The 13,084-nt window shown below is 48.0% G+C and carries 10 protein-coding genes; 9 read left to right on the forward strand and 1 reads right to left on the reverse strand.

The features are described from left to right. The first annotated feature begins 29 nt into the window (after positions 1–29). The 8 genes from BM358_RS23990 (at position 30) to BM358_RS24025 (ending at position 10,731) form a co-directional block, all read left to right on the forward strand. Positions 30–1,265, forward strand: a complete 1,236-nt coding sequence (locus BM358_RS23990) for an argininosuccinate synthase (protein ID WP_023990631.1) — start codon at positions 30–32, stop codon at positions 1,263–1,265. Positions 1,266–1,351: 86 nt separating this feature from the next. Beyond that, positions 1,352–2,764, forward strand: coding sequence for an argininosuccinate lyase (gene argH / locus BM358_RS23995; RefSeq protein WP_028542127.1), 1,413 nt, complete (start codon positions 1,352–1,354; stop codon positions 2,762–2,764). Between the two features lie 515 nt (positions 2,765–3,279). Continuing rightward, a complete protein-coding gene (locus BM358_RS24000) occupies positions 3,280–3,531 on the forward strand; it encodes a hypothetical protein (protein WP_028542126.1) in 252 nt (83 codons plus the stop codon). Then, entirely contained in the window at positions 3,524–5,983 is a 2,460-nt protein-coding gene (locus BM358_RS24005; protein WP_028542125.1) for a cyclic di-GMP-binding domain-containing protein, MshE-related, read from the forward strand. The genes BM358_RS24000 and BM358_RS24005 overlap by 8 nt, the downstream gene beginning before the upstream one ends. Positions 5,984–6,006: 23 nt before the next feature. Further along, positions 6,007–7,014 (forward strand): glycosyltransferase family 2 protein, encoded by a 1,008-nt coding sequence (locus BM358_RS24010; RefSeq protein ID WP_023990627.1) that lies wholly within the window; start codon positions 6,007–6,009, stop codon positions 7,012–7,014. Further along, the gene (locus BM358_RS24015; protein ID WP_023990626.1) at positions 6,977–7,396 is read left to right on the forward strand and encodes a GtrA family protein; all 420 of its coding nucleotides are present in this window, start codon (positions 6,977–6,979) and stop codon (positions 7,394–7,396) included. Before BM358_RS24010 ends, BM358_RS24015 begins: the two co-directional genes overlap by 38 nt. Continuing rightward, the gene (locus BM358_RS24020) at positions 7,393–8,994 is read left to right on the forward strand and encodes an ArnT family glycosyltransferase (RefSeq protein WP_028542124.1); all 1,602 of its coding nucleotides are present in this window, start codon (positions 7,393–7,395) and stop codon (positions 8,992–8,994) included. The genes BM358_RS24015 and BM358_RS24020 overlap by 4 nt, the downstream gene beginning before the upstream one ends. A 102-nt stretch (positions 8,995–9,096) precedes the next feature. Further along, complete coding sequence (locus BM358_RS24025) at positions 9,097–10,731, forward strand: glycosyltransferase family protein (RefSeq protein WP_028542123.1); 1,635 nt, start codon at positions 9,097–9,099, stop codon at positions 10,729–10,731. 74 nt (positions 10,732–10,805) lie between these two features. On the opposite strand, the gene BM358_RS24030 is transcribed toward BM358_RS24025, so the two are convergent. Next, positions 10,806–11,594 carry an alpha/beta hydrolase gene (locus BM358_RS24030; protein ID WP_028542122.1) on the reverse strand — a complete coding sequence of 263 codons (789 nt, stop codon included), beginning with the start codon at positions 11,592–11,594 and terminating at the stop codon, positions 10,806–10,808. Positions 11,595–11,860: 266 nt separating this feature from the next. Between BM358_RS24030 and BM358_RS24035 the strand changes: the two genes are divergently transcribed. Continuing rightward, positions 11,861–13,024 carry an S-layer homology domain-containing protein gene (locus tag BM358_RS24035; protein WP_028542121.1) on the forward strand — a complete coding sequence of 388 codons (1,164 nt, stop codon included), beginning with the start codon at positions 11,861–11,863 and terminating at the stop codon, positions 13,022–13,024. Positions 13,025–13,084: the final 60 nt, after the last annotated feature.

The raw sequence follows: 13,084 nt of genomic DNA on the forward strand, positions 1-13,084 counted from the left end.
AAGGTAAGCAATCGGGGAGGACTTCAACAATGGCAAAAGAAAAAATCGTACTCGCATATTCCGGCGGTCTGGATACGTCGGTCATTCTGAAATGGCTCAAAGAAACTTATGATGCTGAAATCATCGCATTCACCGCAGATATCGGTCAAAAGGAAGAACTGGACGGTTTGGAGGAAAAAGCACTCGCTACGGGGGCCTCCAAAGTGTACATTGATGATCTGCGTGATGAATTCGCCAAGGATTTTATCTATCCGATGTTCCAGGCGGGTGCTTTATATGAAGGACAATATTTGCTCGGAACGAGTATTGCACGTCCATTGATCGCTAAGCGGATGGTCGATATTGCGATTGCCGAGGGAGCAACAGCCATTGCTCACGGGGCAACAGGCAAAGGTAACGATCAGGTACGCTTCGAGCTGAACGCGGCGGCGTTGACGCCGGATATCAAGGTGATCGCTCCTTGGCGGCTGGAAGAGTTCCGCAATCAGTTCCCGGGCCGTGCAGAAATGATTGCCTATGCGGAAAAACACGACATTCCGGTAACTGCTTCTGCAGCCAAGCCATACTCCATGGACCGTAATCTGCTGCATATCAGCTATGAAAGCGGCGTGCTGGAGGACCCTTGGTTTGATCCAAGTGCTCCTGAAAATAAAGAAATGTTCTTGCTCAGCAACGCGCCTGAGGACGCTCCTGATGAAGCAGAATATTTGGAGTTGGAATTTGAAGCAGGTAACTGCGTCGCTTTGAATGGAGAACAGCTAAATCCACTGCAAGTGATGGAAAAACTGAATGAACTGGGCGGCAAGCATGGTATCGGACGTGTGGATATGGTGGAGAACCGTTTTGTTGGTATGAAGAGTCGGGGAGTCTATGAGACGCCGGGCGGTACGATCCTGTTCACAGCTCACCGTAAAATGGAATCTATCACGATGGATCGCGAGGTTATGAATCTGCGTGATAGTCTGATTACCCGTTATGCTACCTTGGTTTACAACGGTTTCTGGTTCGCACCGGAACGTGTCGCTTTGCAGGCTCTGGTTCATGAGAGTCAGAAAAATGTCAGTGGTACCGTGCGGGTGAAGCTGTACAAAGGCAACGTTATCGGTGCAGGCGTTAAAAGTCCAGTTAGCTTGTACAACCCGGACATTGCGACCATGGAAGCCGATCCGACACAAGCCTACGATCAAGGCGATGCAACAGGCTTTATCCGCTTGAATGCTCTGCGTTTGAAGGTCAACGCGGGCGTAACACAAAATCATAAATAATGATGTAACCTAAAAAATGTACGGGATGCGGGCCGTTCTTGTCCAAACGACGAGGGCGGCTTGTATTGCAGAGAGGGGATCATGCAATGAGTAAGCTATGGGGCGGACGGTTTACGAAGCAAACGAACAAGCTGGTAGAGGAATATACGGCTTCTATCGGGTTTGATCAGGCGTTGGCGGAAGAAGATATTCAAGGCAGTTTGGCTCATGTGGCCATGCTGGGGAAATGTGGAATTATTCCGCAGGAGGATGCAGACACGATCAAGGAAGGACTACACACGGTCCTAGAGCGTATCCGCCGTGGGGAAATTGAATTTTCTGTTTCGGATGAGGATATTCACATGAATATCGAAAAAAATCTAATCGAGGCCATTGGTCCGGTCGGGGGTAAGCTGCACACTGGGCGTAGTCGTAACGATCAGGTAGCAACGGATATGCACTTGTATTTGCGCGGACGTGTGGTATCGCTGGTGGGTATGCTGCATGATGTACAAGCTGCATTAATCGGGCAGGCAAAGGATAATCTGGACACGATTGTACCTGGATACACACACTTGCAGCGTGCGCAGCCTATTTTATTTGCACATCATCTGCTGGCGTATGTGTCTATGCTGGAGCGTGATATTGACCGACTCAAAGACAGCTACAAGCGGATTAACGTGTTGCCGCTCGGTGCTGGCGCTTTGGCCGGGACCACTTTTCCGATCGACCGTCATTTTGTAGCCGAGCAACTGGGATTTGATGGCGTATATGAAAATAGCCTCGATGCCGTCAGCGACCGGGATTTTATCGTAGAGTTCCTGGCTGGCGCCTCGCTGATTATGACGCATTTGTCTCGTCTGAGCGAAGAATTGGTGCTATGGAGCAGCACGGAGTTTGGTTTTATCGAGCTGGATGATGCTTTTTGCACAGGCAGCAGCATTATGCCGCAGAAGAAAAACCCGGACGTGCCCGAGCTGGTACGTGGTAAAACCGGACGTGTCTATGGAAACCTCATGGGCTTGTTGACTGTACTGAAATCCTTGCCGCTGGCATACAACAAGGACATGCAGGAGGACAAGGAAGGGATGTTCGATACCGTTGCCACGCTGGAAGGAGCCTTGCAACTGTTCGCACCGATGATCGCCACGATGAAGGTGAACAAGGATCGCATGCGTCAAGCGGTCAACCAGGATTTCTCCAATGCAACTGATATTGCGGACTTTTTGGTCGGCAAAGGGCTTCCGTTCCGTCAGGCGCATGAGGTCATTGGCAAAACCGTGCTGTATTGCATCCAGCATGGAAAATATTTGCTTGATCTGACACTGGACGAATTTCAGCAGTTTTCGGATCTGTTCGACGATCGTATTTATGAGGTGCTTCAACCAGAAGCGGTAGTTAATGCACGGAATGTATATGGCGGAACCGCTACTGGGCAGGTACAGGCAGCCATTGGGCGCAGTGAACAGCTCCTGGCGAATACATCAACATGGTTTGAAGGGCACAAGCCGAAAAATTAATCAGTAAAGAAAGATATTATTGTCTTGCACAGTAGCGGGATGCTGTGTAAAATCAGATTTTAAGGAATTAGCAATCTAGGTTTCAAAGGCACCGTTCGCGGTGTCTTTTGTGCTTTTTGAGGTATTTGTTTTATTCATGATCCCAATGATCATGAAATGCATAGATTTCCTGGAAGGTATTTTTCATAGCATTTAATTTATAGTTCTAAATACCTACTAATACGCTAGTGTGAAAGTTTCTAGAATTTACATTTTTGTATACTACGCCTACGATGATTATGGTAGAATAGCACTAAGTTTTTCATTGAATTACCAATTCAATAGGACAAGAACTATATTCAATAAATAAATGTCAAGTTACTAGAGGCACTTTTGATTAGGCCAATTTCATAAATGTGTAAATGAAGGGCTTGAATGAGAACATAGGTATGTCCTGGTTTCGGGAGAACGGCAAGTAAAAGCTCTAAAGTAGCGATGTAGCTGAAGGCAGAGTCGGGATGATCTAGGGAGGTATTATGAGAACTAAAAGGACGGCGCGTCAGTTAAAGAGCGCTTGGTTCGGTTATCGCGCTTCTGAAGCCGATCAACTGATATCTTCATTGCATGAGGAACGGATGCAAGCGGAGGAGTTACTGCGTGAGGAGCGGGAACTTTTCCACGCGGCGCTGGAACGGAAAAAGCAGCGGGATGCGGAGTTAAAGCAGCTGCTTGCGGATGCGCTTGCGGAAGAGCGGCGCTGGATTGAAAGGGCGGGAATTCATGGGTGACAAGCTTAGGTGGCAGGTTGGAGGAGTTTCAATTCGCCAAACCAAGAGAAGAATAAAAGAAGAGCGTCAGCGAATCGAACAACTGCAACAACAGCTAGAGGCTCAGCGGTTAGAGCAGGCCCCGGTGCTGTACAAGCTTGATTTTCATATTGAAGAGTTAGAACGGCGACTTCAGGATACCGAACTTCGTATCCAGGCGATACAGAACGCCAATGATACAGCAGCAGCTGTGGAACAATTGCTGGATGAAGGGATACAGGATGGACAGGTGCAGGAGGCTCAAGTCCAATATGCCTCTGGGCAGGAACAGACAGCAGCAGGAACTGCTATGGGCGCTGGTTCCAGTATCCCTGGTACGGAAGGCGAAGAGGCGGCAACAGGAACGCAGAGTGGACGAAACGGCAAGGCCCGTCTGGGGGATCAACTGGTGGAGAACGGGATGATCACCCGCGATCAGCTGACAGATGCCATCCGTAACCAGAAGCGTTACGGTGGCAGGTTGGGTGATATTCTTGTAGAGATGGGCTTCATTACAGCCGAGCAGCTCCAAGAGCAGGTTGACGGCGACGAGTCCAAGGAGCGCCTAGGCGATATGCTGGTTCGTTCCGGCTATATATTACCGGAACAACTGGAGCGCGCACTGGAGTTCCAGGCGAAGAGCGGCGGACTACTGGGAGACATCTTGCTGTCATTGCAAATGCTGGAACCTGCGGATCTGTACCGCGCGATTGCTACACAGAACCGAATCGGGCGTATTGGTGAGGAACTCGCGCTGGATGCGGCGTACAAACTACCCGAGCAAGTGGCAATGGCTTATGGCGTGGTCGTCATCCATCAGTATATGAACCGATATATTGTGGCGGTTAGCGATCCGTTGCCAGAAGAGCGACGCTTGAAGCTGGAGGAAATCCTGGGTATGCCGGTAGAGCAGGTGCTTGCTACGAAGGAAGAGATGGAGCAGCTCTGGGGTAAAATCTACGGTGAAGAAATGATGCAGGAGAGCACGACCGGGCTATTGGAAAAAGAACCGCACAATTCGGCGCGGACGACTTTTACAAAGGGACAACTTTGGGTGTTCGCAGCTATGGGTATGATTACACTGCTCGGTCTCTTGTGGAACAGTTGGAAAACGGTGTTGATCATCAATATGATGATTCAGCTGTTTTATTTTGCGATGACGCTATTTAAATTTGGCATTATTTATCTCGGTTCCCGGCGTGGGGCGCAGCTTCGTTTTACGAAGGAAGAGGTTGACGCCATGGATGAAAAGAAACTGCCGATCTATACCATTCTTGTACCTATGTATAAGGAGGCGGGCGTGCTTCCGATGTTGTTGCGGAATTTGGAGCAGCTGGATTATCCAAAGTCCAAGCTGGATGTGCGGCTGCTGATTGAAGAGGATGACATTGAGACGATCGAGCTACTTCGGGAAATGAAGCTGCCGGCCTATTACACGACACTGGTCGTTCCAGACGGTTTGCCGAAAACCAAGCCGAAGGCATGTAATTATGGACTTATTCGGGCACGTGGCGAGTTTGTCGTGATTTACGATGCTGAGGATCGTCCCGACGCTGATCAGCTTAAAAAGGTCATTGCAGCGTTCGATTCACTCCCTGAGCATTATGCATGTATTCAAGCGAAGCTCAACTACTTTAATAGTACACAAAATTTGCTGACCCGCTGGTTCACTCAAGAATACAGTATGTGGTTCGAGTTACTGCTGCCGGGTATTATGCAGTTAGATACCCCAATTCCTTTAGGCGGCACATCCAATCATTTTCGGGTATCTGTATTGAAAGATATTAATGCGTGGGACCCCTACAATGTAACCGAGGATGCCGATCTGGGCATACGTCTGTATAAAGGCGGCTACAAAACTGCTATTGTCGATTCCCGCACATGGGAGGAAGCTAACAGCCGCGTGGGCAACTGGATTCGTCAGCGGTCACGCTGGATCAAGGGGTATATGCAGACATGGCTGGTTCATATGCGCAATCCGGTTAAGCTGGTGCGCGAAGTGGGCTGGAAGGGCTTTTTCGGCTTTCAGGTGATGATTTTGGCAACTCCGATGTTGCCGTTGCTGAATCCGATTTTTTGGGGCTTGCTTATTTTATGGTTTGGCTGGGAATTATCCTTTATTCCCAAGCTGTTCCCGGGGTATGTGTATTACCTGGCCAGCGCGGAATTTTATATCGGTAACTTTCTGTTCGTATTCAGTAACGTGGCCGGAATGTATTGGGTCATCGGGGAACTGGAAGAGCGCGGTGAACGAACATTTTCATACGCGATGGTCAAATATGGGCTACTCTCGCCGTTATATTGGGTACTTATGAGTATAGCTGCGGTGAAAGCCGCTTGGCAGCTCATTACCAAGCCGTTCTATTGGGAGAAGACGACACATGGTCTGACCGATATGCACGATTTGGATGATACCCCGGCACAGTCCTCCTGAATATGAAGAAAGAAGGAGCAAGAATGGAGACAAAAACACCTTTTTTATCCGTCGTCATTCCCATGTACAATGAAAGCTCGCATCTCGAGCGTTCACTTAAGGTAATTGATGGGGTATTGTCTGTTGTCACCTCACGCTATGAGCTCATCATAGTAGATGATGGTTCCAAAGACGATACGTGGCTCAAGCTGTCCGAATTGTCCCGTCGTATGCCCTCTTTGCTCGCGCTCCGACTGAGTCGGAACTTCGGTAAGGAACTGGCGTTGTGTGCAGGTTTGGAAAATGCCTCTGGCGATGCAATCATTGTCATGGACGGTGATTTGCAGCATCCTCCTGAAATGATTGGTGAAATGGTACGTTTATGGCAAAATGAAGGTTATGATTTGGTCGAATGTGTGAAAGAATTTCGGGGAGAAGAGTCGGTGGGCAAAAAGCTCGGAGCTTCTTTGTTCTACGCGACCCTGAACCGCTTGACGGGCTTTAATCTCAAGGATGCCTCTGATTATAAGCTACTGGATCGACGAGTGGTGGATGCCTGGATGGCGATGCCAGAGCGGATGCCGTTTTTCCGCGGGATGACGGCCTGGCTAGGTTTCCGTAAAACCCAGATTTCATTCCGGGTGGCTCCACGCGAAGAGGGGCCAAGCCGCTGGAGTCCGCTAGGGCTGACTCGACTGGCAGCAGAAGCGATCGTTTCGTTTTCGACAGTACCGTTGCGGGTAGTGAGTCTGATGGGCCTCATTTTCATGCTGATTTCAGTCGTATTGGGGATTCAGACCTTAATGCGCAAATTAACGGGTGATGCTGTGACCGGTTTTACCACTGTCATTTTGCTGCTCTTGATTATTGGCAGTGTACTCATGCTGTCAATTGGTGTGGTAGGAGAATATATTGCCGCCATATATCACGAAGTCAAAGCTAGGCCTCGCTATCTGATAGCAGATAAACGGGCGAATGCTGACCGATTGTGGGTGGACAGGGAGTTTAATCAACATGATCAGACGTTCATATCTAAAGTATCCAATCATTAAATACGGTATTGTGGGGCTGCTGGGTACAGGTATCCATGTTGGTGTGCTTGTGTTGCTGGTGGAGTTGTTTACGGTACCAGCAGTAACGGCTACTACAATCGGATTCGTGGTTACATTGCTCGTTTCGTATGTGCTGAACCGAAACTGGACGTTCGAGCCTACCGGCGAGGGAAGCCGCACCCAGTTTCTTAAATATTTATTGGTCTGTACCTGTGGCTTGCTCTTAAATGCCGCTCTGATGTACGTGACCATTCACTGGATCGGTTGGTCGTATCTGATCGGTGAAGTACTAACTACCATCATCGTGCCTGTTCATAATTATATCTGGAACCGTTACTGGATCTTCTCCGTTCCGCAACAGCGTCAGAAAGAGGTTTCATGATTTTAAGAAAACACGGAAAATTTCTATCATTGTTTGCTTGTATTACTGCTCTTGAACTGGCCGTGGGTGTGTATTTTGCATGGTATCTTGGTTATATGCATACCGATGCGCTCAGTCGAGTGGCTAACGCATTTTATGTGCTATACAGTCGTGACCCACACTTGGGTGCTATCGGGTTTGTATGGAATCCGCTGCCCAGTTTGATGGAACTGATTGTGCTGTTGTTTTATCCTTTATTTCCAGTACTCGCTTCCCACGGGCTGGCGGCAGTGATTGTGAGTAGCCTATTTGCAGGGGCGAGCGCGGCATTATTGTATGCGACGGGCAAACAGTTGGGGCTTCACGGTGCAACCAGTTTGCTGATTGCGCTATTATTTTCACTGAATCCATTTATGTTTCTGTTTGGCTTCAACGGCTTGAGTGACTCGCCATATATCTTTTTCATCCTGTTGACAGTGAGTCGATTTTGTATGTGGTTGAAGGATCGCAAGGCGGCGAATTTGATCGTATCCGGTTTTGCGCTTGCACTGGCATTTTGGGTTCGCTATGAAGCAGTTCCGCTGGGTATTGCGATGGCTTTGGGTGTATTGCTGACGATCTTTTTTCTGCACCGGTGGCGTACAAACAGAGAGAGGGTTAGAACGGAATTGTCTTTAAAAGAGCGCCTGTACAAGGTGGAGGCGACATGGCTTCTATTATTGTTGCCACTTGTCTTTTCCGGTCTGCTGTGGCTCTTTTTTAACTGGATTATCATGGGCGATCCGCTTTACTTCTTACGCTCGCAATATTCCAATTCCACACAATCAGCGGTTTTGTTGGAAGATCAACGCTTTGTGGCCATGTTTGCCCACCCTGTGCTGATGCTAAAGTTTATCGGGCAACGAACCTTATGGTATGCTGCTCCGTTGATTGCGATTTTGCTCATACGACTATTGGACAAACGTCTGTTGAGTTGGAGCACGTTAACGCTACTGGCCATTTTTTTATCGGTGCCAGGACTTCAGCTTTTGCTGATGCTCAAGCAGTCTTCTTTTGGATGGTTCCGATATTTTATGTATGTATTCCCGATTACAGTTGCCTGGTTGCCGTATGAGCTAAGTTTATTGAAGGGGAAAATGAGGGGGATCGGAATCTCACTGGTAACAGCAGGAATGTTGGTAACAGCAGGCTTGTTATCCTACGCACTGACGAACCCCGCGATTGCAGCAGATGAACACAGCTATTTAACGCATAGTGGTAATGAAAGCTACGAACGTCAAATTATTGAGCGGAAAATAGCGCCGTGGCTGGATGAGCATTATGGTTCATCTCTCATTTTGACAGATTCCTATGCCGCCTATCCGATCATTTTGAGCAGTAAAATTCCAAAGAAATTTATGATTACGAGTGATTACGATTTTGGGAAATCTTTAATGGATCTGCCTGCTTCCAAGGTGGATTATGTCTTGGTCACGCGCTTGGTGGATGGGGTACCGCTGGATCAGGTGAACCGGAACTATCCTGATTTGTTCGAAAAGGGAGCGCCGTGGGCCTCGTTGGTACATGACTTTGACGGTCAGTGGCGACTGTACAAAATAGAGCATGAAGAATCAAAATAATTATGATATTTAGTGCATCGTAGCGGAGGAAAGCATACAGCTGTGGGGTGTGATTAGGCTACAGCTGTATCACCGCAAGAAGTTTGAGGGGGAACGAGAGGAATGTCCTTTCGCAAATGGTCTGCAAGCAGATGGATGGCTATAGGTCTGTTTGTATTTATACTTGCATTGGAACTGTCTGCGGGCATCTATTTCAGCTATGTTCTGGGATATATGCACACAGACGCGCTCAGTCGCGTAGCTAATGCATTTTATGTGTTGTACAGCCGTGACCCGCATCTGGGCGCAATCGGATTTATCTGGAATCCACTACCCAGTCTTCTGGAAATGGTGATTCTACTGCTGTATCCAATCTTTCCGGCATTAGCCACCTATGGATTGGCTGCTGTCATTCTTAGTGCTACCTTTGCCGCTTTGACCGCTATGTTGCTGTATCGGGCGGGGGTCAGAACAGGGCTTAGCTCAGGGATGAGCATCATGCTGGCACTGTTGTATGCACTGAATCCGTTTATTTTACTGTTTGGTGCCAATGGGCTGAGCGATTCGCTATACATATACTTCATTATGATGACGGTGATTGAGTTTGCATTGTGGCTCAAGGATCGCATGACGGCAAGTCTGATTGTTTCTGGATTAGCGCTTGCCATGGCGTTCTGGACTCGCTATGAAGCGGTTCCTCTGGGCGTGGCAATGGCGGGTGGCGTGGTATTGGCGATCCTGTTTCTTCATCGAAACATGGGCAGACGTGAACTGGCCTTGCGAGAAAAACTGCACAAGGTCGAGGCAACCTGGTTACTGCTTCTGCTCCCTGTGGTCTTTTCCGGGCTGTTGTGGATTTTCTTCAACTATCTCATTATGGGGAATGCTTTTTACTTCCTGAATTCGGAGTATTCGAACACAGCCCAATCGGCAGAACTGCTGAATGATGATAAGTTTGTAGAGATTTTCTCCAATCCGCTGGTGGCCTTGAAATTTATTGCTTCCAAAACACTCTGGTATTCGGTACCGTTGTTTGCTATTCTGTTCATTCGTCTGTTGAGTGGACGCTTGTTCCGATGGGGAACATTGATTATTTTGCTGCTGTTCCTGTCAGTGCCAGGGTTGCAATTTTTACTCATGATGAAGCAATCTTCGTACGGATGGTTTCGTTATTTTATGTACGTGTTCCCAATTACCGTAGCCTGGTTGCCCTATGAGCTGAGCCAGCTTCAGGGACGATGGCGGAGGGCAGCCTTTGGCCTGGTGTCCGTCAGTCTGCTGCTTACCGCTGGATTACTTTCCTATGCATTGACTCGCCCGGATATTGCACCGGATGAGAACAGCTTTCTCACACGAACGGGGAATGTGAACTATGTGAGACAGGAGTCAGATCGTAAGATTGCCGTCTGGTTGGATGAGCATCTGCCGAAGTCTACCATTATGACCGATTCGGCTTCAGCCTACACCATGATTGTCTACAGCCAATATCCAAAACGCTTCCTGATTACCAGTGATTATTCATTCAATAAGGCATTAAGTTATCCGCAGGATAACCATGTGGATTATATCCTTGTACCTAAGATCATGTCAGGCATGCCACTGAGTAAAATCAATATGGTATATCCGAATTTATATGAAAAAGGCGCTCCTTGGGTCCAGCTTGAACGTGAGTTTAATGGTGAGTGGCGCTTGTACAAGGTGCTACCCAAGTCACTAACTAAAGGATCTCCATCGACGGAGACCACGACAAATCCCTAATGTGCATAAAAATCCCCGAGCCTATCCCTTCGCCATGGTGCGATGAGGGAAGCTGCGGGGATTTTTTAACCTGTTTAGTGCTCTTTGAGCGGTAGCCACGCCAGTACATCCTGAATTTTCGCGTCCCAGTATCCCCATTCATGAGCTCCAGGACCTTCTTCGTAGGTCAGCGGAACTCCGGCAGTATTACATGTTTCACGAAAAGCCTGATTTCCCTTATATAGGAAATCCTCCGTGCCGCAGCATTGGTAGAGCCGGGGAAGTGAGGTTCCCAAGGCAGCATGACGTTGTAACAGTTCCAGCAAATCGTGATCCGTTCCACGTATTTCATCTGGACCAAAAATGTTAAGCCATTCCGCTGGACTCATCGCATTTTGCATAGGATCGGTGCGTGATGCGTGTAAATCCATGACTCCCGAAAGGCTGGCAGCGGCTGCAAAACGCTCTGGATGCCGGAGCGCCAGTTTGAAAGCACCATATCCACCCATAGAAAGCCCGGCTACAAAATTATCTTCACGCTTGTCGGACAGAGGAAAGAATGAACGTGCCAAAGCTGGCAATTCTTCACTGATAAAGGTCCAATAAGCCGCGCCTTGCTCCATATTCGTATAGAAGCTCCGATGTACCTGGGGCATGACGACAGCTAGGCCCAATGAGGCGACATAGCGTTCAATGGAGGTTCGACGTAACCAGGTTGAATCATCGTCCGATAGTCCATGCAGCAAATACAGCGTCGGATGTGGCCCGGTTCCTTGCTTGCCTTCCAGTCCAATCTGCGAACGGGTTGCCTGAGGAAGAATAACATTCATGGATGTGCTCAGACCAAGAACTTCAGAATAAAACTGACATTGAATAAGAGCCATAAGAAGACCTCTTTTCCTAGGGTTTTGTGACCTCATTGCGGTGTTTCAGCATATGACCGAGTATTCATTCAGTATACCTTAGCCTGTCTAAATATACATATCCAAGTGAATAACTAGGTATTAAGTCCCGTTTCTTATTTATCCTACATTAGGAGGGGGAATGGTTATATGGGACGATTTTTTTAATTTGGGGGTTATTTGGGTTTGATTTCTGGTAAAGTGTTTAAAAAAGAATGATGAATCCAATCAGAGGAGGAATTTATAGCATGGGAAAAAAGTTAAGAAATACAGTTACAGGTGTATTGAGTACAGGTCTTATTCTTAGCGCATTCAGCGCAGCGGCAGCTGCTCCTCAAACTACAAGTGGTCATTGGGCGGGAGATCAGGTGCAACGCTGGTCAGCCACAGGACAATTGGACGGCGCGGTGAAACCAGATGCGGCAATCACACGTGCAGAGTTTATTGTTCTTCTGAATCGCAGCTTGGGTACGTTCACGCAGGATACTCCAGCTGTGACTGACGTAACGTATGCGGACAGTGTAAAAGTAAACGGTAATGGAAGCAGAACGTTCACAGATGTACCAGCCTCTCACTGGGCATACAACGAGCTGACAAGTGCCGTGAATGCAGGTTACATAAGCGGCTATGCAGATAACAAGCTCAAACCAAATGGTAAGGTAACACGTCAAGAAGCTGCGGCTATCGTAGGCAAAGCTATTGGACTCACTGCCGGTAACGCAGCAGATGTTACTAAATTCATTGACTCCGATAAAATTGGAGCTTGGGCGAAGAAAAGTGTAGCGGCAGCTGCGGAGCAAAAAATCATCAACGGTTATCCGGATGGTAAATTCCAGCCACTGAAGTCGCTGACTCGTGCAGAGGCGATTGCTATTCTGGACGCTGCTTCCGGTTACAACCTGAGCCCTGTTGATAATCTGACGACGACTCCTGGTGGAACGGTGACGGATTCCACATACGGCAATGTGACAGATTCCACTTATGGTAACACGTCGACTACTTCTGGCAGTGAAACAGAAGATAGCAGCACAAGTACCAGCACAGATAGCACGACTACGGACAACTCTACAACCATAGATACCAACACAGATACTGACACAACTACGGATACGACTACAGATAGCACTACAGACACAGCTGCTGACGCGGTTGCAACTACGAAAGCACTGAAAGTCAACGATGTGTATGACGGAGAAGGTACAATTACGGGGACAGCTAAAGCAGGTTCCACAGTAACCGCCTATTCCAATGAACTGCCTATCGGTAGTGCAGTAGCCAAAGATGATGGCACATTTAGTATCAGTGTGCTTGCTCAAAAAGCAACGGTTAGGCTGGTAATCAAAGCTGAAGATGCAGACGGTAACGAAAGTGAGCCTGTAGAAATTTCTGTTTTGGGTAAACGCAGCGAGTAATTTATAGCTAAAATCCCCCTTTCACTCTGTCTGGAACAAGTCCAGTCGACAGTGGAAGGG

The organism is Paenibacillus sp. cl130 (assembly GCF_900116035.1).
Classification (GTDB): Bacteria; Bacillota; Bacilli; order Paenibacillales; family Paenibacillaceae; genus Paenibacillus; species Paenibacillus polymyxa_B.

What these genes read in the sequence shown, in the direction of transcription:
- BM358_RS24010 (WP_023990627.1), top strand. Translation starts at nt 6,007, where the DNA reads ATGGAGACAAAAACACCTTTTTTATCCGTCGTCATTCCCATGTACAAT.
- BM358_RS24035 (WP_028542121.1), top strand. Translation starts at nt 11,861, where the DNA reads ATGGGAAAAAAGTTAAGAAATACAGTTACAGGTGTATTGAGTACAGGT.
- argH (WP_028542127.1), top strand. Translation starts at nt 1,352, where the DNA reads ATGAGTAAGCTATGGGGCGGACGGTTTACGAAGCAAACGAACAAGCTG.
- BM358_RS23990 (WP_023990631.1), top strand. Translation starts at nt 30, where the DNA reads ATGGCAAAAGAAAAAATCGTACTCGCATATTCCGGCGGTCTGGATACG.
- BM358_RS24025 (WP_028542123.1), top strand. Translation starts at nt 9,097, where the DNA reads ATGTCCTTTCGCAAATGGTCTGCAAGCAGATGGATGGCTATAGGTCTG.
- BM358_RS24015 (WP_023990626.1), top strand. Translation starts at nt 6,977, where the DNA reads ATGATCAGACGTTCATATCTAAAGTATCCAATCATTAAATACGGTATT.
- BM358_RS24020 (WP_028542124.1), top strand. Translation starts at nt 7,393, where the DNA reads ATGATTTTAAGAAAACACGGAAAATTTCTATCATTGTTTGCTTGTATT.
- BM358_RS24030 (WP_028542122.1), bottom strand. Translation starts at nt 11,594, where the DNA reads ATGGCTCTTATTCAATGTCAGTTTTATTCTGAAGTTCTTGGTCTGAGC.
- BM358_RS24000 (WP_028542126.1), top strand. Translation starts at nt 3,280, where the DNA reads ATGAGAACTAAAAGGACGGCGCGTCAGTTAAAGAGCGCTTGGTTCGGT.
- BM358_RS24005 (WP_028542125.1), top strand. Translation starts at nt 3,524, where the DNA reads ATGGGTGACAAGCTTAGGTGGCAGGTTGGAGGAGTTTCAATTCGCCAA.